Consider the following 24094-nt stretch of genomic DNA (forward strand, 5'->3'; position numbering starts at 1 on the left):
GACGCGGCTTGAGAACGCCGCCTCGACGCTACCCTGCCCCACACGCATGGATCCGTTGACGACGACTTGAAAATTTCAGCTCTCTTTTTCATTGGAGAAACGGCGCAAGTCCCATTAAAATATAGGGATAACAACAAAAATTGGAGCCATTATGGTCAAACATTGCCTCTTTTTGGCAGGCGCTGCCATGACGTCGGCTCTCGCCTCGCTCTCAATCGGGCACGCCGAAGATACACCCCTTTTCAAGTCACAACTCAATCAACCTGATGGCGTCGCGGGTCTCAACGCAGACGCCCATGTCACCGCGCCGATCGAGACGGAGGGAGACATCAAAGCATTGGGCCATAGCTATCTCGGTCGGCTTTACAGCGGTCAACCGGCGATTATGCAGGGTGTCCCCCGACTTATTGACGGCGCGGTGGCCCCGACCTCAATCCTGCTGGGCGGCATCGGATATAATGACTTTGCCCCCACCAAAATCACCTCGCCCCTTATCGGACCCAATGATTTTGGCGGTTGCGTCCTGAGCGTCAATGATTCACCTTTTGAGCAATATTCCCGGTGCGGGACGGGTTTTGATGAGTCGATCGGGGTTATGGAAAAGGTGCAGAACCGCCCGCCCAGACTTGCGCTCGGACAGGATATCAGCGGTGCAGAGCGGCCGCCCAGTGGCGCCACCTACAACGTCTTCTTTGAAGGCACGGATGTCAAAATCCGTCCCGCTCTTGCGAAAGAAGATGCTGCTCTGCTTGTACCCCAAACGCGAATTTACGCCAATTATTATAATGGTATGGTCAACACGCGCGCCAATGGATCAAACGACACGCCGGCCCTCTGGTATAGTTATATCTGGAATTGGTCCTACGGCGAGGATGCACAAGGCTCCTACACGCAAATCAACGTATCCACAGATCCTTACAATCTTCAGGGGGGCTGGATGCATAACACCCCGGATTTCAGCGCCGTAAGGACAAATATTGCGCCCGGCCAGAATCAGGGTGACCTTCTCGATCACTACGTGTCCTCTTACAGCCATGCCGCTGCTTTCATCGGCCAGGTGGGGAAAAAATTCGTTGTTAACTCAATGATTCAACTCGATGCGAATGTGCCAGACAGCCCTACCCTGGCCGCGGAAGGAGAGGAGCTGGACCTCCAGCTTCTCGACACAGCATACTGGGCACATGAGAAGAAATTCACCGTTCATGGCAAAACCATTACCCTGACCGGAATGGACCACCCGGCTGACGACTCTTATTTGGAGCGTCTGGCCGGCACTAATCTGATCAAAACCGGCCTCAAGGTTGACGGTATTATCTATGGTGGCCGGCCGATCTCAGCAAGTGACAGTGGTTTTCACCTTCATTCCGAAGGTGATCTTGAGGCCGTCAAACCGGGAGACTCCCAGCTTCTGCTTCAGGTCGGGTCGATGAATTTGGCCGGCGTCTTCAGTTCTCTCCTGCTTTACGGGTCGCATGATCATGCCTGGTCGCCTCAAACCTCTGGCTGGGGTGAGGAAGGGTCATTGCATCTTGGACTTCAGGAGAAAGCGGATCAGAGCGTGATGGCCGGCACGACGGTCGCATGTAGCTATTGCACGTCGGGTGGTCAGATCGTCTGGAATCCGATCGGCTATCATTACGGAATCGGTATCGGTGTCGGATTTGGCACCAACATGAAATATGGCGTTCTTATCAAGGATGACGGAATGACGGTCGCACCAAACGGTCTGACCGCACAGGCTGACATCCGCGCGACAGGCAACATCACATCTGATGGGGTCGTTTCAGCCGCCGCTTATATTGAGAAACTCTCAACCCCGGCCTCATCCTCTGCCCCCTGCCAACCCGGGCAGTTCTCGGATGATGCGCATTATCATTATGTCTGCGTCGCCACAAATAACTGGAAACGCGTCGCCCTCGAAGCTTTCTGAACGTCCACTTCAATTCGGAACGGTCAGGCAGGTGACACCGCCTGAACAAAGCGGCGCATCACTTGTAAGGCGGGGTCCCGATGATGGAAAATCGGGACCCCAAGCGTTATTGGCGGCTGATCGATCCCGCCATTTCAGGGGTGGTTCATCACGCCGATACATCATGCTTGTGCAGAAATGCCTTGATGGCGCGGGTGGCCTGGCGGAGGCGTTGCGTGTTTTCCACCAGCCCGATCCGCACAAACCCGTCGCCATATTCCCCGAAGCCCAGCCCCGGCGCGACCGCAACCCCGGCCTCACTCAGCAACATCTTGCTGAAAGCCACGCTGCCAAGATGCGCGAATTGTGGCGGGATCGGCGCCCAGGCAAACATTGAGCCCTCCGGTGGCGGGACATCCCACCCCGCGGCCGTCAGGCCCCGGATCAATACGTCCCGTCGCTCCTTATACATGGCGCGCATCTCGCTGACACAATCTTGCGGGCCCGCCAGGGCGCTGACAGCCGCGACCTGTATCGGCGTGAAGGCGCCGTAATCAAGGTAGGATTTGATCCGCGTCAGGGCGTGGATCAGGCGGCGATTTCCGGCGGCGAAACCCATCCGCCACCCGGCCATGGCGTAGGTTTTCGAGAGGGAAGTGAATTCGACCGCGATATCCTTCGCGCCAGGAACCTGCAAAATCGAGGGGGGTGGCGTGTCGCCAAAATAAATCTCGCAATAAGCCAGGTCGGACATGATCCAGATTTCCTCCCGCCGGGCGAAAGCGACAAGCTCCTTATAAAAATCCAGGCTCGCCACGTAGGCGGTCGGATTGGACGGGAAATTGACGATCAAGGCTGTCGGTTTCGGTATGGAGTGCCGAACAGCGCGTTCGAGCGCGCGCAGCATCTCGTCATCCGGTGTCGCGGGGATGGCGCGCACGGAGGCCCCGGCAATCATGAAGCCGAATTGATGGATCGGGTAAGACGGGTTCGGCACCAGAATCGTGTCGCCAGGCGAGGTGATGGCAGAAGCGAGATTGGCGAGACCTTCTTTTGAGCCCAGTGTCGCGATAACCTCTTCTTCCGGGTCCAGCGCCACATCAAATCTCTGCTGGTAATAGGAAGCGAGCGCGCGCCGCAAGCCCGGTATGCCGCGACTGACAGAATAGCGATGGGTGCGCGGGTCCTGCACCGTTTCGACAAGTTTTTTGACGATATGGGGCGGTGTCGGGCTGTCCGGATTGCCCATGCCCAGATCGATAATATCCTCCCCACGGGCACGTGCGGCAGCTTTCGCCTTATTGACCTCCGCAAAAACATAAGGAGGCAGGCGGCGGATACGGTGAAATTCTTCGGTCATAACGCTCTGTTCTCTGTACTCAGCTAAAACGCGATAAGCTTGCCCTTGATTGCGGTATCACAACGGACATTTGTCAACGGGAAGATAAGCAATGTGTGTGGCAGGCACTTACCCTCCAGACTGCTCGACACGCGCGCCATGGCCAAGTGGTGTTGCCGCGAGCCGGATTTCCCGCGCCGGGATGCCCAATCGCATAAAAGCCTCTCCAACACGCTTAGCACGCAGAATAGCGAGATTCATGGCGGCCATCTGGTCCGTCAAACTGAAAGAGACCGCGTCTCCATGGCCGGTGATGCGCATGACCTGGCCGAAAAGATGTTGTCCCTTCAGACGATTAATGGATTTCTGCCCCTCCATATCCAGAACGTCCGATGTCGCCTGAAACTGGACAAGCCCCCCGGGCGGATCCGCGCGGAAGGATTGCGGGAGGGGGGGGATGACAAATTTTGTATCGGGAATGGCGAAGCCCGCGAAAACAGGCGGTGGTGGCGGCGCGTCAGGAATGGGAGGTGTCTCACCAGCCGTGATGGGCGGTGGCGCGAAACGCGTCACTTGCGGCAGATCATCATGTGTCGCGTCCTGCGTCTGCGCAGTACGAGGTGCTTCGGGGGATGCGACCGGCATGGTCGATGACGCCGCCTGCCCTGAATTGCCCAGCTGACCCGATTGCCGCCTGGCATTTCGTGAAGCTGATGGTGAGGGAGGGATCGGGTCCAGCACGAGTGACCCGTCGCGCACGGCCAGATATTGTGCGTCATTGCGCTGTTCGATCAATTTTTCCGACAAGGTTTTGCGGGCTTCCGTGCTCGGAAACGTCACTGTGTGGCGCGGCACACGCCCGACTTTCGGGTAAGGCTTGTCGAAACCGGGGGGCGGCAATAAAGGGCCGGCAATCACCCCACCCTGTAAATCATGCGTCAGGTCGGAAAAATTTTCGACGGCGTCTTTCTGCCCGCAAGCTGACAGCGCGGTCATTCCCAGCATCAGGCAGAAACGGAGCCTCATCATGGCTTCTGACTTGCGCACATCACGCCCCTTCCCGGCCAAACCAAGCGCGTGGCCACTCAGCAGGCGCACCACATCGGGCATGATACGCATGAAGCGCGCGGTGAGCAAACATTGTCTGCAACCGCGCGCGCCATGGCGCCAGGCCCCTTCATGAAGCGCGGGGGAAGCCCGCTGCCTTAGGGATGCGAAAGGGACATTTCTAATCCCCTTTGTTGCAGCTTGTAATAAAGGGGTTCGACGACGTTGCGTGCGACAACAAGCGGCGCGGCCGATGCGCTGTGCCAGTATTTGACAGGCGCGTGATGCGCGGTTTCAATTTCATAATCCCGGAAAGCCGCGCGGTTGCCGGTATCAAGGTAGCTCTCCGTCAGCAAGCCATTCGCCTCAATGATGGCATGCTCCTCTGTCTCAATATGGTAATAAGTGTAAGCGCGAAGGGCCTTTTCATAAGAGATCGTGATTCCGTTGACCAGCATCCTTGCAGGGATGAAAGCACCGTCACAGAAAATACAGTGATCCGCCGTCACTAAAAGGTCATGCGTTGGTTCACCCGGGCCGAATGCATGGGCACGGATGCGCACAGGCGCGCCGGAGAAATCGTCCGGCAAGGAGGAGCGAACATGGCACCGGGCCCGCCCTGCCCAGATGACACGATCCGCATTGCGGGACCCGTTATGCGCCACCTTCACCCAATCTCCGGGACGGATATGCTGAACAAGCTTGAACCCGCCCGGCACAGCAATGCGCGCATTTTTGAGAAAGCAGACGATGGAGCTGAAAGCGTCCTCAGTCGAGTAGTGGTCGGTATATGTGCGTGGCCCCGCCGTCCATGAATGGTTGTTCATGTCATAATCGACGATCTGAGACGGCGGCAGCGCGTCTAGAGGCTCAGCGGAGAGGATGAAGTGGCGAAACGGGCTGTTTGTGGACTCCAGAATGACGGAATCATGGGTGTAATCAAGCTGCCCGAAAAGTTTATCGGGTTCATAGGAGATCGCATGGGTAACGCCACGGTCATCCACAAAATACATGATGTTGTCTTTAAAAGTAACTGAGATGTTTTTCCAACTGTAATTGGTGTCTTCATCGATTCGATACCGAAGGCGTACGCCGCCACTTTCGGAACTCACCAGATGACCATCCTGAAGAGCGTAGATACTGAAGGTGTAGGTCCCCGACTTTGGAACGGCCATATACTTTCTCCTATTATTATTACCGAATCGTATCAGGCTTAGAGAGCGTAATTATATTATTACAACAATATTAAGATAGTCTTTATATCCAGTTTTGTTAAAACTATGTTGAAAGTGCTTGTAATTCCCGCAAAAATAACCGTTAACCGCTCGATAACGACTCTGAAAGGCGGCACATACCTGCCCAAAGGGCGTCATGAGAACTTTGACAGGGCTTCGCAAACGAGTTTGGGCTTGTGAGCCGCGTTCATGGAAGGCAGAATGGCGGGCTCAACCGCCGACCGTGAGATAGGACCAGTGCGTATGCAGGTAAAATCCGACTTCCCTTCACAGTTCAATGTCGCGCGACTTCAAGGCGCCTCTCCCACCTCCATTCGTTCGGCTGACCCGGAGCCCGCCGCACCGGATGGCGGCAATACGGAAGCCGCCCCCGCGCCGGGCGCGAGCAACGTTGAGAACAAACTGTTTGAGCAGCGTACGGTTCTTATTTTCGGCGGCATTGACGATAAGATTGCGCGGGACGCGACGGCGCGCCTTCTCGCGCTGGCCAGCGAGTCCGATAAGCCCATTGATGTTTACGTCAATTCACCCGGTGGTCATGTGGAGAGTGGTGACACGATCCATGACGTCATCAAGTTTGTGGATGAAAAGGCCCCGGTCAATATGATCGGCACGGGTTGGGTCGCGTCCGCCGGTGCGTTGATATTTGCGGCCGGGCATCGTGACCGCCGCTTCTGCCTGCCGAACACGCGTTTCCTATTGCATCAGCCTGCCGGTGGGGTGCGGGGACCGGCCTCGGATATTGAAATCGAGGCGAAGGAAATTTTGAAAATGCGCGAGCGGTTGAATCATCTTTTCGCCAAGGTCACCGGGCAGGATTATGAGAAAATTCTCGCGGACACGGATCGCAATCACTGGCTTTCTGCTAAAGAGGCGATCTCTTACGGACTTGTTACGCGCGTTATCTCTCAGATGTCAGAGCTTACGCGCTGATTAAATCGGGGGCCACGCCATGAGTAAGCTTGAAGAAATTTATTCCCACCTGCCGGATGCACCGACTGAGAAAACGCTTGCCAAAGCGGATTACGAGGCGCGGCACTGGAGCAGCCCTGTGCAGGGGCCCCTCAAACCCGGGACGGCGGCGCATAAAAAGGCGGTGGCGGATATGTTCCGCGAGACGTTCAATCCGTACAAGCCCTCCGTCATTAAATGGCCTGAGCTTGACCCCGTGACGCTGAAACGCATCACCTCCCTTCCGATCTGGGATATTGCCGTCCAGACAGAGGGGAAGGCGCGGCTGCGTATGGCGGCTTACGCCGACATGATTGATGACCCGGATATGAAAGATGCGCTCTCACGCAATGCGTGGGAGGAGAATCGCCACAAGGAAGTGCTGTCAAACCTCGTCGCGGCCTATGACATTAAAATGGCGCCGGAGCCACCTTATATCACCCCAAAAGATACGGAGTGGGCCTATCTGGTGACAGGCTTCTCCGAATGTGTGGATAGTTTTTTTGCTTTCGGTCTCTTCGCGCTGGCGGAACAGGCTGGGCTTTTCCCCATGGAGCTGGTCGAAACATTTGAACCGGTGATGCAGGAGGAATGTCGGCATATCCTCTTATTTGCGAATTGGCTGGCCTGGCATCGCGCCGTGATGCCGTGGTGGAAACGCCCGTGGTTTGAAGCGCGGGTGGTGGCTGTCTGGGCTTTTCTGGCCTATGAGCGCATGGACCTTGCCAAATCAATGGACCAGGATGGCAACGAATACACTCAGGACAATAATTTCACCGTCAGTGGCGCGAAAGAGATGACGGATATCGACATCAAGCTGCCAGCGCTCATGCAGCTTTGTCTGGATGAAAATGACCGGCGTTTCGCGCATTACGACCATCGTTTACGCCGTCCAACCACCATGCCCAATCTGGTCCGTACGGGCCTGGCGGCTTATCGCGCCTGGGACAAAATCAGCCGCAAAGTGCGGAAGCGGCGCCTGGCAGCCTGAAATGCACGGCGGCGCGCGTCCCGCCCCTTTCAGTATCGTCAAATCATCCTCCGCCTGAGAGTGCCCGGCCTTCAAATGAGGGGCCGGGCGTCGGCGCTCACCCCTCCGTCACTCTTTAAGAAAGTGTTCGGCGGGGCTGCCGACCCGCTTAGGCGGCTTCATGCAGAGATATCCTGAAATAAGGACGAGGATGAGAGCGACGCCGTAGGCGGGCACAAAAACCTCCCCGAAAAACATCACCAGCCAGATCGCCGACAAAATCGGAGAAAGGAAAATAAGCGCTGCCGTCTCGCTGGCATCACCGCGGGCACAGGCGAGAACCCAGAGGATGTAAGAGACACCATTGATAAAGACACCATTCGCCAGGACGGATACGAGATTGACGTCTTCAAGATGCGGAATCTGGCTGAATGACATCATCAGGATGAGAGAGCCCATCATTGATGCAAAAAACAGCCAGAATGTGCCGATAAATGCGTCAGAGACGAAATTTTTACTGAGGGTCGACATCAGCGCAAAACAGAAAGCTCCGGCCAGCACAATCAGAATGGAAATCGGATCGGAGATATTGAGTGACGTCAAATGCCCCTTCGTCACCGCGATGAGGAAGGCGAGACTGCCTACAACGAGACCTAGAGCTTTGACGCGGCCGGGCCATTGCGCGTCCCGAAGCGATGAGAGAAGGACGATCATGAGCGGCCAGCTATATTGCGCAACAAGGACGATCACCCCGTTATAGCGTGCATAGCCTCGATAAAGGGCCAGGTAGAAAAGACAGTCCAAGAGGCCAAGGATACTGGGAAGAAAAAACCCGCGCCAACCGGGACGCAAAATGCGACCAACCTGTCGCCCCGCCATCAGGCACGCAGCACCCACTGCGAGAAGGGAGATGACGTTGGAGAGGAAAAGAAACTGGTAAAAATCGAGCCTGGACTGACCTGTCTTCGCGACGACGGCAATCATACTCCATAAGATGACGCAGATCAGTGCAGCCAGGCGCGGACTCATCGGCATCGTCATATCTCACCTTATTTCGTTTGATTTTTGAGATAAAGCACGCTGGCGCGGCGATGTCGTCAGGCGGGGACCGCGACCCTTTCACTTAAAGACATCCAACGCCGTGAGGCAAGGCAGGGACTGAAATTGTCCCGCTGATTGCAGCATGCTGCCACACCCTGCCGGGATGAGCATCCGCACCTCAAGGCGTAAGAACAGGCGGGCCCTCAAGGTGCGCTTGACAGGCTGGGCAGCGCCGACATTTGTTGAAGAAGAGGACTTATTCCCCTTCAACAGCCTCCGTCTCCTCCTCCGGCGTGCCCATCATGGCATCGGAGACAACCCCGGCCTGATCCCGAATGCGGCGTTCAATATCAGCCGCAATCTCAGGATGGTCGCGCAGGAACTGCTTGGCGTTTTCCCGCCCCTGCCCGACGCGCTGACTATCATAGGAGAACCAGGCTCCCGATTTCTCGACGATATTGGCTTTGACGCCGAGATCAATCAATTCACCGGTTTTGCTGATGCCCTCACCGTACATAATGTCAAATTCAACCTGCTTGAAAGGCGGCGCCATTTTATTTTTGACGACCTTGACGCGTGTCTGATTTCCCGTCACCTCATCACGCTCCTTGATCGCACCGATCCGACGGATATCCAACCGCACGGAGGCGTAGAATTTCAGTGCGTTCCCGCCTGTCGTCGTCTCCGGATTACCGAACATGACGCCGATTTTCATGCGGATCTGGTTGAGGAAAATCACCATCGTGTTGGAGCGGGAAACTGTGCCCGTCAATTTCCGCAAGGCTTGACTCATCAACCTTGCATGGAGGCCGACATGACTATCCCCCATATCGCCTTCAAGCTCCGCCCTTGGGACGAGCGCCGCAACGGAGTCCACCACCAGCACATCCACCGCGCCGGAACGCACAAGCGTATCCGCGATCTCCAAAGCCTGTTCCCCCGCATCGGGCTGGCTGAGGAGAAGGTTATCAAGATCGACGCCCAATTTACGTGCGTAACCTGGATCAAGCGCGTGCTCCGCATCCACGAAGGCGCAGACACCGCCCTTCTTCTGCGCTTCCGCGATGGCGTGGAGCGCGAGCGTCGTCTTGCCGGAACTTTCCGGCCCATAAATTTCGATAATCCGGCCGCGCGGCAGCCCGCCAATACCCAGCGCAATATCGAGGGAGAGCGAACCCGTCGAGATTACATCAACCTGCTCATGCGGGCGTTGACCCATACGCATGATGGAGCCTTTGCCAAAAGCACGCTCAATCTGACTTAAAGCGCCTTCCAGAGCCTTGTTTTTGTCCATCCTGGTCAATCCCTTTCTTTAGGCTGATCCATCAAGCTGCACCGGATCAACAGATCTAGAACAAAATACGAACAAAAAAGTTTAATCGCAAGCTAAACTTTAACGATTTCCCTGTCGCATCACGGCGATTTTTTCTCACTATCGCTCAAAGCCAGGCCACCGCCCCTCGGGTCAGTCTGCGCTATGCAGGCACGTCCGTCGCATTGCGAGAAATTGACGCGCCCCTGTGCCGTCTCCGGTGCCGGGGCGGCCCCTTCATTGACGGCTCTGACCGCCTTAGCCAAAGCATCCGCAGCGTCATTCTGGCCGGAACTCGCCAGTGCTGCGCGCACCTGTTTCTGGCGCGTCACGATGGCGGCGCTCAGCATGGGTCGCGGTGCGGTGTCGGGGGACCGTGCCAGCACGATACCGGTCAGGGCCGCGACACGCCCGGTGCCGAAGAGGTTGTTATTTGTCAGGCTACATGCCACGGCACCGCCGGAACGATCCATAACCGTAAAAGAGGTCGATGCGGGAAGCGCAGCCAGTGCGACGGTGTAATTCTGCGCCTGATCCACCCAGGCCTGGGCTGACGCCGCGTTGGCCTGCGCGGACGGTGTTGCACGCCAGGCCGCCACAGCCGCCTGCGCCGACCCCGCCCCCCGAAGCGCCACCGCCGCCCCGAGGCCGCCATCGGCCGGAGGTGGCAGAAACCAGACGATATAATCTTTTCCCTGCACACGGATCGGGCTCTGCACCGCCGGTAAAGCATCCCGCATCGCGGCGCGGCTCAGCCCCCCGCCAGCAAGATTGGCTTCCGTGAGGAAAAACGTCCCCATTGCGCCATTATAGAAATCGCCGACGCCCATGCGGCGTGTGCGTTCCAGAAACCGTGCGAGGCGCGGCTGCACCAGCCGGTCACCCTTTTTGAGGGGTGCATCCTCCCCGCGCATGAAGATATTTCGCGCGGCGTCATCCGCGAAAAGAGCGCCATGCACGGCCTGGAGATCCTCCGCCAGGCGCGGGCTGACACTTATGCCGCGTTCCGCCAGTGTGATGGCGGGCACCATAAGGTCCTCAAACTGGATCTGCCCGTGATCGCGTTGCAGGCGATAAATGCCGCGCAACATCATGGGCACGGCGGCGGGCCGCGACGCCCCTGAACCGCCCCCGGCAACAGGCAGGAAGGTCACGGCTTGCGGCTTCTGACCGGAATGGGCGATGAGGCAGGCCCCCCCGCCGCCGAGTGAAGCACGGGAAGGCAGGGTGACGGATAAGGTCAGCGCCATGGCGGCCGCGGCATCAGCCGCATTGCCGCCCGCCAGCAAAATATCACGCCCGATTATGGCCGCGCGCGGCTCATCAGCCGCGACGGACCCGAATTGGGAAGGGAGTTCCGGCGTCGTATGACCGAAAAGCGCGTGGCCAATCGGGGAAGCTGAATGACAGGCCGCGACCCCGAAAGCCACGCAGAGACTTGTCACGCCAAAAAGCGCGCGGCGCATGGCCCCCCGGGCGGAAATTCGATTTGAAGGTGCAGGCGCTACGAACGTCACCGGGGCTTCACTCCTGGCTGTGGCAGATATATCCGGCAGGGATTGATTGAAAATCGCATCCCGGCCCAGGCAGGTCCGCATGCGCACGCCACCCTATAGAGTCAGGTCTAACGGCGTACGCGCCGGTCGGCAACTTAAACTCACGCCGCGCGCCGGATGTTTTTGCTTGTCGCCGGTAAATGGGCTAAACTAGGCCCGTTCATAACAAAATTGCGCTGTGCTGCAAGGCACATAAATATCTCTCCTCCCGTTTAAAGCAAGGATCGTAATGCGTCGTCCTTTGACCGCCATCCCGGCCTTATTCCTCGCACCGTTTTTCTCGGGCAGCCTCGCCTGTGCCGCGCCTCAGCAGGACATATTTACACCCGCCCAAAGGCAGGAAGTCGTGAAAATCCTGCGTCAGGCCCTTAAGGATGATCCGACGATCTTGAGCGACGCCATTGTCAGCCTCAAATCCAAAGCGCAGGAGCAGCAGCGTTCAGAAGTGGCCAGCCAGTTGGATGCGCAGAAAGACGCGCTCGAACACGCACCCGCTTACGCCGTGCGCGGCAACCCGCATGGAGATGTCACGATCGTTGAATTTTTTGACCCGCGATGCGGTTATTGCAAACGGGCCATCCCCATCATTGACGCCTTGCTGAAGAAAGACAAAAACATCCGTTTTGTTGAAAAAATCGTGCCTGTGCTAAGCGATAAAAGCGTCACAGAGGCGCGCGCCATCATCGCCGCCGCGCTTCAGGGCGGATATGACAAAATGAAGCGCGCTTTGATGGCAGATAATGCGACGCCGACTGACAGCTATCTGCGCGACATTGCGCGTCAGAACGGACTGGACGCGGATCGACTGATCAAGGACATGTCGCGTAAGGAAGTCATCGCTGCCATTCAGGTTAATCTGGATCAGGCGCGCGATATTGACCTCTCCGGCACGCCCACCTTCATCTTCAATCATAAACGCGTCGTGCCCGGCTATATGTCGGAAAGTGACATTATGAGCGAGGTCCGCGCGCTACGGAAGAAGTGACACAAGGCAAGGCGCGCTGAACGCACCGGACGAAGCGCGCTTTGACGGAAATCAGACGCATTACCACCGGCACAGAGACGCGAGTCTTCGAGGACGCGGTCTCCCTCCCTGAAAGCGTACCACTCCCTGAAGGGCGTTTATCGCCATGCGCCCGGTTTTCCCTTCGTCAGGCATCACTTGCGACCGTCAGGGCGATATCCTGCGTGATAGTGCGGAGCATCGCCCTGCAAAAAATGTTAGGTCACTTTGTGCGCCAGCACCTTGCGGCTGGATGATGCCGCGTGCTTCCGCGGCGCATTCACATTGGGCAGAAGTTTTTCCGGCCTCGCAACGCCTTTTTTGGGGATCTCGCTTTCCTTCAGCGCTTTTTTCAAAGCATCCAGATTTTTAATGATCTCGGGCGCAGCTTCAGGCATGCGGGGCGGATGGCGTTCAAAAACATCGATCAACGCTTCAAGCACGACCAATCGGGAAAACCATTTTTTATCGGACGGCACCACATACCAGGGTGCCTGCGCTGTGGCGGACCCGGCAATGGCGGCTGCATAAGCGTCCTGATAGGCGTTCCAGTAACCACGCTCCTTAAAATCGCTCGCTGAAAATTTCCAGAGTTTCTCCGGCCTTTCCAACCTTCTTAAAAGGCGCCGCTGCTGCTCCTCCGGGGAGATATGCAACATGATTTTGACGATATGCACGTTCTGCCGGTGCAGATAAGTCTCAAAATGCCGGATATCCCGTAAGCGATCGTCCCAGAATGACGGGTCATCAGGGTTTCCGGCCAATCCGCGACGGTCCAGATTTTCTTTGTGCACGCGGGCGACCAGCACATCCTCATAATAGCTGCGATTGAAGATACCGATCTCGCCCAATAAGGGTGTCGCACGGGAAACGCGCCATAAATATCCGTGGTCACGTTCAACTGGCGTCGGCTGTTTGAAACCCGACACGCGCGCGCCCTGCGGGTTGATGCCGCCCATCACATGACGGATGACGCCATCCTTCCCCGCCGCATCCATGCCCTGCAGGATCATCAGCACGGATTGCGTCTTTCCGGCGGCCATCGCTTCCTGAAACGCGGCAAGGCGCTTCTTTCGCTTGCGCATCCAGGCTTTGGCATCATGCTTGGAGAAGTCGCGATGTTCGGCGGGGTCATAATTGCGGAGGTTGAATGTTTTACCGTCCTCAATCCTGAATTTCAGTGAGAGCTGGCGCGCTTCTTTATCAGTCAGCATGGTTTGTGCTCCGGTCAATTGCGAGGCCACCCGCCGCCTGACAGACGGGCATGACTTCAATCTCGTTGACATTGACGTGAGCGGGTTGCTGCACCACCCACGAGACGATTTCAGCGATATCAATGGGGGTGATCGGCGTCGTCCCCGCATAGATCGCGGCCGCGGCTTCAGTATCTGCCAATCGCACGGCGCTGAATTCACTGCCGCCACACAAGCCGGGTGCGATATTGGTCACGCGGATGGGCAGGCCGAGCAGGTCGGTCCGCAGATTTGCGGCAAATTGCGCAACATAGGCTTTCGTCGCGCCGTAAACATTGCCGCCTTGATAGGGATATCGCCCGGCGATGCTCCCCATCATGACAATATGCCCGCGCCGCCGCGCCACCATCCTGGGGAGAAGGGCATGGGTGAGCGCCGTCAGGCCCGTAATATTGGTTTCAATCATCTGCGCCCAATCGGCCCAATGACTGTACTGCGCTTTCGAGACGCCCAGAGCGAGGCCGGCATTATTGATGAGAATGTCAATGTCCCGCCAGGACGCGGGCAGAGAATTTTCAAAATGCGTGATTGCCGAGATATCGCGCATGTCGCATGCGGCGGACAGAAAAGATGCACCCAGTTCCGCCGCCAGCGCCTCAAGCCGTGCTTCACGACGCGCAACACCGATGACACGCATCCCCTCCCGAACAAGGCGCCGCGCGATTTCCCGCCCGAAACCTGCACTTGCGCCTGTCACCAAAGCCGTCATCATTTTTTGCTGCTCCATTGGGTTTGTTGATACCAATTTGCGCGCGGGCTTCTGACGCGTCAAATTGCTTTCTTATGAGTCTGCATGATGCGGCGATGCCTCCCGTAACGGCCCTGACCCGATGTGACATGACAAACTTTAATCAGTAAAACGCCTGACGCTCAACCGGCGATTCTCATCCGAATGGCTGAACGTCACCCATAATATTGTTTTTCCGGACATCAATATTCCGTCATGATGTCTTCTTTATTATCCCACATAAGGTGTTGCGTTAGGCCAAGCATCTTTAGTTCCAACGCCGTCTATTCCGGGTAGATGAAGGCGATATCACCGCGGGTCAGGTCGCTCAGAATCGTCGTCATCTCCGTAAGCACGGCATCCGGCACAGCGAGGCAGATTCTGACACCGTCAGCTTCAAACGTCTGCGCCAGGCTGTCAGCCTCCCAACCGGCCAGACGTGCCTGGATGATGGGGAAAATATTGAATGGGATGCGACACGCGATGCGCGTTTTTTTCACCCAATATGTCGCGTCGCCCGCACGCAGGCATTGAGACGCCGCCCCGCCATAAGCCCGTATCAAGCCACCGGCGCCAAGCTTGATGCCCCCGAACCAGCGTATGACGAGGACCACCACATTTTCAAAACCCTGCCCTTCAATCGCGGTCAGGATCGGGCGGCCCGCCGTCCCACCCGGTTCACCATCATCAAACATCCGGTAGCGTGGCGAAACCAACCACGCCCAGCAATTATGCGTGGCATCGGGCACATGATGGGACGCGATAAACGCCATCGCCTCATCCTCAGACGCTACCGGCGCGGCATGGGCGCGGAAAAGGCTTTTCCTGACCGTCGTCTCAAACTGTATCGGCGCGCGTAAACGCCATTTCTGCGCGTCATCCGCCACGCGACACGTCACTCAGCAGCGTCATTTTCAAGTTGCTTCAGCCCTCACCGCCTCAGCAGCTTTGGAAGGCGTAATAAACCGCGCGACGAGATCACTCAGGTGGCCGAATTCATGGATCGACAGCCCTTCCGGCGGTTGGGCGCGTTTGGCGGCGGCGGTGCTGCGCCGGGGCAGAACGGCCGCATCAAAGCCGAGCTTCGCGGCTTCCTTGAGGCGCAGATCGGCCTGAGCCACCTGACGCACCTCGCCGGATAATCCGACCTCACCGAAATAACTCGTGCCCGCGGAGGTTGGCTTCCCTGAAAGAGCGGAAATCAAGGCCGCGGCAACGGCCAGATCCGCCGCAGGCTCCGTCACGCGCAGGCCGCCCGCAATATTGAGATGCACGTCCATCCCCGCGAAGCGCAGGCCGCAGCGCGCCTCCATCACCGCGAGAAGCATATTGAGACGACCGGAATCCCATCCCACCACCGCGCGGCGCGGCGCACCATCTCCGGCTTTGGCAGAGACGAGGGCCTGAATTTCCAGCAGAACGGGGCGCGTCCCCTCCATCCCGGCAAAAACAGCGGAGCCTGCAATATTGCCGCGCCGCTCCGCCAGAAAGAGCGCGGAAGGGTTCGGCACTTCAACGAGGCCCACATCCGTCATGGCGAAAACCCCGATCTCATCCGTCGCGCCGAAACGGTTTTTCGCGGCGCGCAAAATGCGGAATTGGTGGCCGCGATCCCCTTCAAAATACATGACCGCATCCACCATATGCTCCAGCACGCGCGGCCCGGCCAAAGCGCCCTCTTTGGTGACGTGCCCGACAAGTATCAGCGAGAACCCCACTGTTTTCGCCAGTCGGATCAGCTCAAACGCGCTGGCCCGCACCTGCGCGACGGAGCCCGGAGCGCTTTCCACCGTGTCGAGCCACATTGTCTGGATCGAATCAATCACGACGACCTGATGGTCACGATCATGCTCAAGCTTTGCGGTGATTTCGGCGACATTGATGCTTGCGGCAAGGTCGAGCTTTGGCGCGGCGAGGTTGAGGCGGCGGGCGCGCAGGCGGATCTGGTCAACCGCCTCCTCCCCGGAAACATAAATGACTTTCTTCCGCGCCTGGGAGAGGGCACATGTCGCCTGAAGCAGCAACGTGCTTTTGCCGATACCCGGATCCCCGCCGATCAACACGACTGAACCGGGAACAAGCCCGCCGCCGAGGACACGATCAAATTCCGCCATCTGCGTTTTCACGCGCGGCGGCGGGGCGGTATCGCCGTCAAGCTGCGTGACCTGAAGCTGCCCGACATGCGTGTTGCCGCGCCGCGCACGCGCGGTGGGCTCGACCGATTCTTCCTCGATACTGTTCCAGGCCCCGCATATATCGCACCTGCCGGACCATTTCGGCGAGACGGCGCCGCATTCCCGGCAGACAAACCGTGCTGAGGGTTTTTTTGCCATGAGCCGTCACATCCTTTCGCACCGCATCCCGATCTGACGCGCCAGCCCCATTTATCGGGGGCGCATCAGTTCAACGCCGCAATTCCATTTTGATCGGCCCTTCTGTCCGACCATGGGTGAACTGATCGACCATCGCATTGCCGCTTTCGAGCAACTTCGATGCAGGTCCCTGCCAGACAAGCCGCCCATTATAGAGCATGGCCGCCTTGTCACCAATGCGCTGAGCTGACGCCATATCATGCGTGATGGCGAGAGCCGTACTGCCGAGGCGCTTCACGCAATCGACAATCAATTCATCAATAATCGCGCCCGTAATCGGGTCCAACCCCGTCGTGGGTTCATCAAAAAACAAAATATCCGGCGTGCCTGCAATGGCGCGGGCCAAACCAACACGTTTCTGCATACCGCCTGATAATTCGGAGGGGGACAGACATCCGACGGAAGGGTCTAACCCGACCTGCCGTAAAATATCCCCTGCCTGGCGGGCTGCCTCACTGCGGGTCGGACGCTGGCGGGCAACGCGCCCCTTCGCCATCAGCCCGAAAACGATATTGTCACGCACGCTCATACTGTCGAAGAGCGCCGAGTTCTGAAACAACATCCCGATCTGCGCCACAAGCTCCCGCCGACGGGCGCGAGTGGAGGTCAGGAGGTTTTCCCCGTCAATTTCAATGACCCCTTCATCCGGCGTCAACAAGCCGAGTATGCAGCGCAGCAGGACGGATTTGCCACTGCCCGACCCACCAATCACGACGAAGGACGTGCCCCGCGCGATATCAAGGTCAATCCCATCCAGCACGACTTTATTGCCGAAGCATTTGGTGAGGCCGCGCACGCGGATTTTCGGTTGAGATGTCATTGGTCAAAAAACAGATCTGTCAGAAGGTAATCGAACGCCAGCAGCAGAATGGAAGCCCCGACGACAGCGGCTGTCGTCGCCGCGCCGACGCCCTCTGCCCCGCCGCGACTGCTATAGCCGTGATAACAGCCCAGCAGGGCGATGAGAAACCCGAACACGGCGGCTTTCGCCAGCCCGACCCAGACATCTAGCGCTGTGACCACATTCAGGGTCGTCACGACGTAAGAGGCTGGATCGAACCCTAATTTATAGACGGAGACGACGAAACCGCCCAAGACACCTAGCACGTCCCCAACCAGCACAAGCAGGGGCAGGGCCAGTGTCGCGGCCAGTAGGCGTGGTGTCACGAGGTAACGCATTGGTTCAACGGCGAGTGTTTTAAGCGCGTCGATTTGATCCGTCACACGCATCGTCCCGATTTCTGCCGCCATCGCCGCGCCGACGCGCCCCGCCACCATCAGCCCGGCCAGGACAGGCCCGAGTTCCCGCGTGACGGCAAGTACCACGATGCCGCCAATAGCGCCCTGCGCGTGATATTGTGCAAAACCGGTATAGGATTGCAGCGCGATCACCCCGCCGGAGAAGATCGCCGTCAAGGCCACAACGGGAAGCGAATAATAAGCGATTTCGAAGAAATTCGTCAGGAAAACCCGCCAGTAAAAGGGTCGTCTTAAAAGGCCACTCAGCCCGCCCCCGGCGAAAATGGCAAGAGCGCCAGCGTGGCGCACCATGGAGATGGTTGCGCGCCCGATTGCTGAGACAAAGTCGGTGAGAATGATGTTTCCCCAATTTCAGTCGAGATGCTGTCTAGCCCTAACGCGCCCGCGCGACAACGTCAAAGCCTGCAGTAAAATAAACTCGGTGGCGCGTTAGCCTCTCAACGCTTCAATACGCTGGGAGACGCATGATCTCGCAACGCGCGGTGCATGTATCAGCCATGTTTCTGATGAAGTTTCGGCTCTGTTCGTGGAAAGTCGGACAGTCTGGCATCCGCGCTTCAGACATTTACTGACGGGCCGATGCCGCCTTCCTGTCCGCCGCCTTGGCCGAGGGCTTTTCCACCGTTGTGGCAGAATTCACTGGCGCGGATGAAGGAGAGGTTTGCGGCGCGTCCCCGTGTGTCGCCTCCGCTTTCCCCGTCACTGTCGCAGGATTTTCAGGACCCGCCGCCTCTGACGCCGGGGCGCTGCCGGGATCCGCATGCGCGGCATTGTCAGTGACCGTCACGGTTTTTCCATCGCTTTGCTGCTCAGGTTTCGCGTCAGGGCGCGCCGTGTCGGGGAGGGCCTGCGGTATCATGGCTTCGCCCGGCATGGCCTTAACGGCGGGAAGCGTATTTGTCGTCGGCAGCGCATTCCAGAACGGCGCAACGGCCGAGGTCGCCGGCGCATTGATCGGCGATTCGCTGTCCAAGGATGGCGCGGGGCCTGAAAAAGCCTGAGGCGTCGTGCCAAGGGGCTGGGCCGTATGCGCCGCCGCGTCATCCTGATTAGGAACATCATTCGCGACGGTCGTTCTGATAAGGACCTCAGATCTGGCATCCCCACCTTTGGACTCAGCCGATCGGACCTGATCGGGCTTTGTCGCGACCACCTCCACCGGTTTCTGCACCGCATCGGGTGCCGCTTCCGGCTTTGACTGCGTGATGCTTCCCGTCCCATGTCGCACAAGCGGGGCGGTCGTAAGCGGCAGGGATATCGCGCCGGAACCATTCGCCGTCACAATGGCCGTATCGAGCGACCCGTTCACGCGGGCAGAGGCGGCGTCCTGCGTTGTGAGCGTCAGAGCGACAATCTTGCCGCCATCAATCTGCAATGACGCACGGTCGGATAATGTTGCGGAGAGCGCGTCGAGGGCAGCCTCTCTGACGGTCAGCCGTGCAGTGCCGTTCGCGGTGACCTGCCCGGCGCGCTCCAACCGTCCGATCGCAACATTCTCCGACCCATGGATGCTGATATCGAGAGACGCAATCTCCACCGCGGATACGGAACCATCCGACAAATTCGCTTCCAGGGAGGCCAGACGCCCGCTCACGACGAAGCGCGTCTGCGGACTATCATGCAAAGTCACCCCAACATCTCCACCGACGCGCAGCGACATCGTGTTATATCCATGGCCTGCCTGACATGCCGGCGCGGTGAGCGCCACACGCGCTGCACCCTGGTCCTGAACGACCCGGGAAGAAACCGTCACGCCATGGCGCGGCCCTTCGATGGCGACGGCGCGCGGATATTTGGGGTCGACCTGTATCGCGACACGCTCGAAGCATGGAAGGCTGAGGTCTACCTCTTCCACCGTCCAGGTGGATGAGTCCTGCGCAAAGGTCCGCCCCGGCCATGTGAGATATGTCGCCACAAGGCCACCGAGGAGCACGACCATCCCGGCACGAAGGATTCTGAACTCTGGAATCGAAACGAGGCTACGCCGTCGAGGCATTACGTCTTCCTCATCAAACGCCAACTCAAAAAGCCTGCGCCATCATGCCGCCCGATGGCCGTGCGGCAACGCAGCAAGTCAGGCCTGCCTCACACATTCCCTTAATGATGCCACGTTGTCGACATGGCGGCAACGCGTGGACACGTTCAAAATCAGTTATTTCAGTTAAAATCTGGACGGGATACGCGGTCTCTTATCGTTATGCGGTGCGCGACCTCCCGACCGCATGATAGACCGCGCCCGCCGCGATAAATGCGGGCCCGTTCCAGATATCGCGCATATCGAGGATGATATTGCCGCGCATGTCTGCCATCACGTTTTGAGGTTCAAGCTTACGGAAGCAATCCCATTCCGTCAGCAAAACGAGGATGTCGCTTCCTCTAATGGCGTCGCGAGCTGAGGGCATGAAGGTGACATCGCCCGTCACCATCGATTTCGCCTGCGCCATGCCCTCCGGGTCGTAAGCCTGTATGCGCGCGCCATAGGTGAGCAGATTGCGCATGACAGGTAATGATGTTGCCTCACGCATATCATCCGTGTCGGGCTTGAAGGTCAGTCCCAGCAAGGCGACCACTTTACCCGCGATCTCGCCCCCTGCCAGTGCGAGAATGCGGCGCGCCACCGCTTCCTTGCGATATTCGTTCGCGGCAATTGTCGCCTCCACGAGACGCGACGGCACACCGGCATCCTGCGCAATAGCCGCGAGCGCGCGTGTATCTTTGGGGAAGCACGACCCCCCGAACCCCGGCCCCGCGCGTAGAAATTTGTCACCTATTCGGCGATCAAGCCCCATGCACGCCGTGATTTCCGCGATATCCGCGCCGGTCTTCTCACTCAGGTCAGCCATTTCATTCACAAAAGCGACTTTCATGGCGAGGAAGGCATTTGAGGCATATTTCGCAAGCTCGGCGGATTCGAGCGAAACAAATCGGAAGGGTGTGTTTTTCGCCGTCAGCGGCGCGTAGACCTGACGCATGGACGCCTCGGCGCGTGCCGCGCCTTCAATGTCGAGCAGGTCAATGCCGATCACGACGCGGTCCGGTTCGATGAAATCGGTGATCGCGTTCCCTTCCCGCAGAAATTCCGGGTTCGACGCCACGTCGAAACAAATATCCGGCCGCGTCTCACGTAAAATACGCGCTACCTCACGCCCTGTACCGACCGGCACCGTTGATTTAGTGACAACAAGCAGCGGCGCTGTCGCGGCCATCGCGACGGCGCGCGCCGCCTCATACACAGCGGTGAGGTCCGCATGGCCACCACCCCGCCGGGTCGGGGTGCCCACCGCGATAAACACGACATCTGCGCCATCAACCGCGCTTTTGAGATCCGCTGTGAAAGCGAGTCGCCCGGCTTGGACATTCCGCGCCACGATCTGATCCAGACTCGGCTCGTAAATCGGAATTTTATGGTCACGCAGCATGGCAAGTTTGGCGGGATCACGCTCGACCACCGTGACCGAACTGCCGAAATCAGCAAAACAGGCACCGGAAACGAGGCCGACATAACCGCCACCGATCATTGCAACGCGCATTGAGCCTTCCCCTTTTCGCCCGGATATTCAGCGCCGTAGCACTTTTTACCCTGCCAGGCCCGCGCAGATTGCCGAGCCTCGATGCTGCGTCAAGAGAAATGTGCCGCTGAGAAGAAGTCAACCCGTCACGCATTGATGGCATTCACCTGCCCATGACACTTGTACAGCCCACCCGCTGATCTTGACCGGGCCTTGTTAAAAAACCAGTGAAAGCTTTTTTTAACAGTGGCGCAGCGCATCATTAACTGGCAAAGTTCTTTTCGGTGCCTGTCAACTGACGGACGAACGGTTCTCCTCGTCGTTCAGATGATACGAACCGCTCATATCTGGACACGTATTGATCCATGCCGTCGCTTTTCAATCACGCCGCGCGCCGCGCGATTCTTCCCAATCGAAAAATAGAAGCCGTTAAACGTGAGGACACTGTCAGCAGCCTGGTCCATGTAGAGCGGACTCGTCAGTTCTCGACCGCGCAGATCACGCTGATGGGATTGATTTTCACGGTCGGGCCGATATCGACGGATATGTATCTCCCGGCCTTCCCGCAGATCGAACATGATCTCGGCCAGTTGCCGGGCAGTGCGCAACTGACATTGACCTGCTGGTTTGTCGGGCTGGCTCTCGGGCAATTCTGCCTCGGCCCGCTTTCCGACCGTTTCGGGCGGCTGAGACCCCTCCAGATCGGGCTGTGTGTCTATATCGTCGCAACGATTATTCTCGCAATGACGCATCATTACGGGGCGTTCTGCCTGATGCGCTTCATTTCCGCGCTGGGCGGCGCGATATGCAGCGTGGCACCCCGCGCCATTGTCAGAGATGTCGCGACCGGCCGGGAGGCCGTGAAGCTGATGTCGCAACTGACCCTCGTTTTCGGGGTCGGGCCGATATTGGCGCCCAGTCTCGGCAGCCTCCTTCTGGCCCTCGGCCATTGGCGGCTGATTTTCTGGGCCTGCGTCATCGCAGCGTCACTCCTGCTGCTGGGATCCTTCTACATAATGCGCGAAACCCTCCCGCCGGAACGCCGCTTTGCGATCATGCCGTCGGAAGTGCTGCAACGCTATCTGTCCCTATTGCGGGAGCCGGTTTTCCTCTCCACGACATTGCTGACAAGTTTCTGCAGCTTTGTCATGTTCGCCTATCTCGCCAATGCACCGCAATTATTTGAGCATATATTGGCCTTCACCCCGCGGGAATTCGCGATTTTCTTCGGCGTCAATGCGGGGGGCTTCATTCTTGCAACCCAGATTAACGGGCGGCTGGCCCGGCGCTTCAGTTATGTCCGCGTCATGGAGGCGGGTATCTTCCTCTGCCTTTTCAGCGCCCTGGCCCTTCTCGCCGCGAGTGAAAGCCATCTGGTCGGGACGCATAATCCCTGGCCTGTCTGCGTCACATTGGTGGCCACCACTTTCTTCCTCGGATTTATCAGTCCCAATGCAGGCGTGATGGCTTTGGCGCATCACGGGCATCAGGCGGGCGCGGCTGCAGCCCTGCTGGGCACGCTCAATTTTGGTCTCGGTGGGAGTAGCGGGATCCTCATGGCTTTTCTCAATCCCCAGAAAGTATCCTCCACAGCGATTGGCATGCTGGTCGGCGTCACCGCAATCCTGCTTTGTGACGTCGTGCGGCGGCGCGCCCTCAAGGTCAATCCGCTGCCAATGCATGAAATTTAGGCCCCATCTTGATGCCGGGGCACCGACGTCAGATCTTAAATGAGGTCTGCCCCAGGCAATATGATTGTCCCTCAAAATCAGGATCACAATCATGATCAGACTCGTCTCAAAACTTCTTGCCCTGACGGCCGCTTTTTACGCGGCCATCATCGGGTATTTCTACATGAAGCAGAGCACATTTGTTTTTCCAGCCTCCCATGATGCTTTGTCGGACCCGGTGGCTGTCGGCCCGGATTTCCGGCAGGATAAGCTCGTGACCTCTGATGGGCTGGAACTTGCAGCCTGGTATCACCCACCGCGTGACCATGGGCCGGTCATACTTTATTTTCACGGTAATGCCGGGACGTTGGTCAGGCGCTCAGACCGTTTTGCGACTTTCGCGAAAATGGGATACGGCGTCTTCGCGCCGGAATATCGCGGTTACGCCACAAATCCGGGCAAACCTTCCGAGGTCAAACTCGCCTCTGACGCGGTCTCCGCCTATGGCCACCTTCGGGAGAAGGGCGTCAAATCCGCGAATATCGTGGTTGTCGGAGAATCTCTGGGCACTTATCTCGCCACGTATGTCGCCGCGCACTGCCCGGTCGGCGCATTAACGCTCGACTCGCCTTTTACCAGTGTGGCGGATGTCGGGGCGGAGCGCTTTCCCTTTCTGCCCGTGCGCACACTCATCACGGACCGCATGGAAACGCAGGGCCTGATCGGGCGTGTCAATGCGCCGCTTCTGGTAATGTACAGCGTGCAGGACAGGACAGTGCCGCCATCGCAGGCTCAACAGGTTTTCAGGTCCGCCAACGGGTCAAAACATCTTTTTGTCGCGCGCAGGGGCGGCCACTCCTCCGTATTGGAAAATGGCGGTTTCGACGCGATGAAAAATTTCATCGCCGCGCTGAACCCGTGAATATGGAAGATCTGCGCC

20 protein-coding genes are annotated in these 24094 nt (G+C 58.1%); 6 read left to right on the forward strand and 14 right to left on the reverse strand.

Annotated elements, in window-relative coordinates; all coding sequences use genetic code 11:
• Nucleotides 1-187 precede the first annotated feature (187 nt).
• Nucleotides 188-1930, forward strand: coding sequence for a hypothetical protein (locus tag N5W20_RS07285; RefSeq protein WP_319806496.1), 1743 nt, complete (start codon nucleotides 188-190; stop codon nucleotides 1928-1930).
• A 148-nt stretch (nucleotides 1931-2078) separates the two neighbouring features.
• Here the strand turns inward: N5W20_RS07285 and N5W20_RS07290 are convergent, their stop codons facing one another.
• The 3 genes from N5W20_RS07290 to N5W20_RS07300 all read right to left on the reverse strand — a co-directional run bounded on the left by N5W20_RS07290 (nucleotide 2079) and on the right by N5W20_RS07300 (nucleotide 5470).
• Complete coding sequence (locus N5W20_RS07290) at nucleotides 2079-3269, reverse strand: LL-diaminopimelate aminotransferase (RefSeq protein WP_319806497.1); 1191 nt, start codon at nucleotides 3267-3269, stop codon at nucleotides 2079-2081.
• Nucleotides 3270-3377: 108 nt separating this feature from the next.
• Nucleotides 3378-4367, reverse strand: a complete 990-nt coding sequence (locus tag N5W20_RS07295) for an OmpA family protein (protein WP_319806498.1) — start codon at nucleotides 4365-4367, stop codon at nucleotides 3378-3380.
• 86 nt (nucleotides 4368-4453) lie between these two features.
• Complete coding sequence (locus N5W20_RS07300) at nucleotides 4454-5470, reverse strand: Hint domain-containing protein (protein WP_319806499.1); 1017 nt, start codon at nucleotides 5468-5470, stop codon at nucleotides 4454-4456.
• Between the two features lie 261 nt (nucleotides 5471-5731).
• Here N5W20_RS07300 and N5W20_RS07305 point away from each other — a divergent pair, with 261 nt between their 5' ends.
• Nucleotides 5732-6463 (forward strand): ATP-dependent Clp protease proteolytic subunit, encoded by a 732-nt coding sequence (locus N5W20_RS07305; protein ID WP_319806500.1) that lies wholly within the window; start codon nucleotides 5732-5734, stop codon nucleotides 6461-6463.
• Between the two features lie 19 nt (nucleotides 6464-6482).
• Nucleotides 6483-7472 (forward strand): ferritin family protein, encoded by a 990-nt coding sequence (locus tag N5W20_RS07310; protein WP_319806501.1) that lies wholly within the window; start codon nucleotides 6483-6485, stop codon nucleotides 7470-7472.
• A 108-nt stretch (nucleotides 7473-7580) separates the two neighbouring features.
• On the opposite strand, the gene N5W20_RS07315 is transcribed toward N5W20_RS07310, so the two are convergent.
• From N5W20_RS07315 to N5W20_RS07325, 3 genes are all read right to left on the reverse strand, one after another.
• Nucleotides 7581-8492 (reverse strand): DMT family transporter, encoded by a 912-nt coding sequence (locus tag N5W20_RS07315; protein WP_319806502.1) that lies wholly within the window; start codon nucleotides 8490-8492, stop codon nucleotides 7581-7583.
• 256 nt (nucleotides 8493-8748) lie between these two features.
• Nucleotides 8749-9786 (reverse strand): recombinase RecA, encoded by a 1038-nt coding sequence (recA, locus tag N5W20_RS07320; protein ID WP_319806503.1) that lies wholly within the window; start codon nucleotides 9784-9786, stop codon nucleotides 8749-8751.
• 119 nt (nucleotides 9787-9905) lie between these two features.
• Nucleotides 9906-11270 (reverse strand): gamma-glutamyltransferase, encoded by a 1365-nt coding sequence (locus tag N5W20_RS07325; protein ID WP_319806504.1) that lies wholly within the window; start codon nucleotides 11268-11270, stop codon nucleotides 9906-9908.
• Nucleotides 11271-11589: 319 nt separating this feature from the next.
• Here N5W20_RS07325 and N5W20_RS07330 point away from each other — a divergent pair, with 319 nt between their 5' ends.
• Complete coding sequence (locus tag N5W20_RS07330; RefSeq protein WP_319806505.1) at nucleotides 11590-12345, forward strand: DsbA family protein; 756 nt, start codon at nucleotides 11590-11592, stop codon at nucleotides 12343-12345.
• A gap of 236 nt (nucleotides 12346-12581) precedes the next feature.
• Here the strand turns inward: N5W20_RS07330 and N5W20_RS07335 are convergent, their stop codons facing one another.
• The 8 genes from N5W20_RS07335 to N5W20_RS07370 all read right to left on the reverse strand — a co-directional run bounded on the left by N5W20_RS07335 (nucleotide 12582) and on the right by N5W20_RS07370 (nucleotide 21505).
• Nucleotides 12582-13577 carry a PPK2 family polyphosphate kinase gene (locus N5W20_RS07335; RefSeq protein WP_319806506.1) on the reverse strand — a complete coding sequence of 332 codons (996 nt, stop codon included), beginning with the start codon at nucleotides 13575-13577 and terminating at the stop codon, nucleotides 12582-12584.
• Entirely contained in the window at nucleotides 13567-14328 is a 762-nt protein-coding gene (locus tag N5W20_RS07340) for an SDR family NAD(P)-dependent oxidoreductase (protein ID WP_319806507.1), read from the reverse strand. The genes N5W20_RS07335 and N5W20_RS07340 overlap by 11 nt, the downstream gene beginning before the upstream one ends.
• A 299-nt stretch (nucleotides 14329-14627) precedes the next feature.
• Complete coding sequence (locus N5W20_RS07345) at nucleotides 14628-15242, reverse strand: IMPACT family protein (protein WP_319806508.1); 615 nt, start codon at nucleotides 15240-15242, stop codon at nucleotides 14628-14630.
• A gap of 15 nt (nucleotides 15243-15257) precedes the next feature.
• The gene (gene radA, locus N5W20_RS07350) at nucleotides 15258-16676 is read right to left on the reverse strand and encodes a DNA repair protein RadA (RefSeq protein WP_319806509.1); all 1419 of its coding nucleotides are present in this window, start codon (nucleotides 16674-16676) and stop codon (nucleotides 15258-15260) included.
• Between the two features lie 70 nt (nucleotides 16677-16746).
• Nucleotides 16747-17535 carry an ABC transporter ATP-binding protein gene (locus N5W20_RS07355; protein WP_319806510.1) on the reverse strand — a complete coding sequence of 263 codons (789 nt, stop codon included), beginning with the start codon at nucleotides 17533-17535 and terminating at the stop codon, nucleotides 16747-16749.
• Nucleotides 17532-18266 (reverse strand): MlaE family ABC transporter permease, encoded by a 735-nt coding sequence (locus N5W20_RS07360; RefSeq protein WP_319806511.1) that lies wholly within the window; start codon nucleotides 18264-18266, stop codon nucleotides 17532-17534. Before N5W20_RS07360 ends, N5W20_RS07355 begins: the two co-directional genes overlap by 4 nt.
• 274 nt (nucleotides 18267-18540) lie before the next feature.
• The gene (locus tag N5W20_RS07365; protein WP_319806512.1) at nucleotides 18541-19971 is read right to left on the reverse strand and encodes a hypothetical protein; all 1431 of its coding nucleotides are present in this window, start codon (nucleotides 19969-19971) and stop codon (nucleotides 18541-18543) included.
• Between the two features lie 199 nt (nucleotides 19972-20170).
• Nucleotides 20171-21505, reverse strand: a complete 1335-nt coding sequence (locus N5W20_RS07370; protein ID WP_319806513.1) for a UDP-glucose dehydrogenase family protein — start codon at nucleotides 21503-21505, stop codon at nucleotides 20171-20173.
• A gap of 344 nt (nucleotides 21506-21849) precedes the next feature.
• On the opposite strand from N5W20_RS07370, the gene N5W20_RS07375 reads away from it, so the two are divergent.
• Nucleotides 21850-23175 (forward strand): multidrug effflux MFS transporter, encoded by a 1326-nt coding sequence (locus tag N5W20_RS07375; RefSeq protein WP_319806514.1) that lies wholly within the window; start codon nucleotides 21850-21852, stop codon nucleotides 23173-23175.
• A 91-nt stretch (nucleotides 23176-23266) separates the two neighbouring features.
• Nucleotides 23267-24076 (forward strand): alpha/beta hydrolase, encoded by an 810-nt coding sequence (locus N5W20_RS07380; protein WP_319806515.1) that lies wholly within the window; start codon nucleotides 23267-23269, stop codon nucleotides 24074-24076.
• Nucleotides 24077-24094 lie beyond the last annotated feature (18 nt).

It is taken from the genome of Candidatus Kirkpatrickella diaphorinae, assembly GCF_025736875.1.
Classification (GTDB): domain Bacteria; phylum Pseudomonadota; class Alphaproteobacteria; order Acetobacterales; family Acetobacteraceae; genus Sorlinia; species Sorlinia diaphorinae.

Bases quoted from the DNA above. Each gene is read 5' to 3' on its own strand.
- N5W20_RS07370 (WP_319806513.1), bottom strand. From the start codon at position 21,505: ATGCGCGTTGCAATGATCGGTGGCGGTTATGTCGGCCTCGTTTCCGGT.
- N5W20_RS07315 (WP_319806502.1), bottom strand. From the start codon at position 8,492: ATGACGATGCCGATGAGTCCGCGCCTGGCTGCACTGATCTGCGTCATC.
- N5W20_RS07325 (WP_319806504.1), bottom strand. From the start codon at position 11,270: ATGCGCCGCGCGCTTTTTGGCGTGACAAGTCTCTGCGTGGCTTTCGGG.
- N5W20_RS07295 (WP_319806498.1), bottom strand. From the start codon at position 4,367: ATGCGTATCATGCCCGATGTGGTGCGCCTGCTGAGTGGCCACGCGCTT.
- N5W20_RS07310 (WP_319806501.1), top strand. From the start codon at position 6,483: ATGAGTAAGCTTGAAGAAATTTATTCCCACCTGCCGGATGCACCGACT.
- N5W20_RS07365 (WP_319806512.1), bottom strand. From the start codon at position 19,971: ATGCCTCGACGGCGTAGCCTCGTTTCGATTCCAGAGTTCAGAATCCTT.
- N5W20_RS07360 (WP_319806511.1), bottom strand. From the start codon at position 18,266: ATGGTGCGCCACGCTGGCGCTCTTGCCATTTTCGCCGGGGGCGGGCTG.
- N5W20_RS07380 (WP_319806515.1), top strand. From the start codon at position 23,267: ATGATCAGACTCGTCTCAAAACTTCTTGCCCTGACGGCCGCTTTTTAC.
- N5W20_RS07335 (WP_319806506.1), bottom strand. From the start codon at position 13,577: ATGCTGACTGATAAAGAAGCGCGCCAGCTCTCACTGAAATTCAGGATT.
- N5W20_RS07355 (WP_319806510.1), bottom strand. From the start codon at position 17,535: ATGACATCTCAACCGAAAATCCGCGTGCGCGGCCTCACCAAATGCTTC.
- radA (WP_319806509.1), bottom strand. From the start codon at position 16,676: ATGGCAAAAAAACCCTCAGCACGGTTTGTCTGCCGGGAATGCGGCGCC.
- N5W20_RS07340 (WP_319806507.1), bottom strand. From the start codon at position 14,328: ATGATGACGGCTTTGGTGACAGGCGCAAGTGCAGGTTTCGGGCGGGAA.
- N5W20_RS07305 (WP_319806500.1), top strand. From the start codon at position 5,732: ATGGCGGGCTCAACCGCCGACCGTGAGATAGGACCAGTGCGTATGCAG.
- N5W20_RS07375 (WP_319806514.1), top strand. From the start codon at position 21,850: ATGCCGTCGCTTTTCAATCACGCCGCGCGCCGCGCGATTCTTCCCAAT.
- N5W20_RS07285 (WP_319806496.1), top strand. From the start codon at position 188: ATGACGTCGGCTCTCGCCTCGCTCTCAATCGGGCACGCCGAAGATACA.
- N5W20_RS07300 (WP_319806499.1), bottom strand. From the start codon at position 5,470: ATGGCCGTTCCAAAGTCGGGGACCTACACCTTCAGTATCTACGCTCTT.
- recA (WP_319806503.1), bottom strand. From the start codon at position 9,786: ATGGACAAAAACAAGGCTCTGGAAGGCGCTTTAAGTCAGATTGAGCGT.
- N5W20_RS07290 (WP_319806497.1), bottom strand. From the start codon at position 3,269: ATGACCGAAGAATTTCACCGTATCCGCCGCCTGCCTCCTTATGTTTTT.
- N5W20_RS07330 (WP_319806505.1), top strand. From the start codon at position 11,590: ATGCGTCGTCCTTTGACCGCCATCCCGGCCTTATTCCTCGCACCGTTT.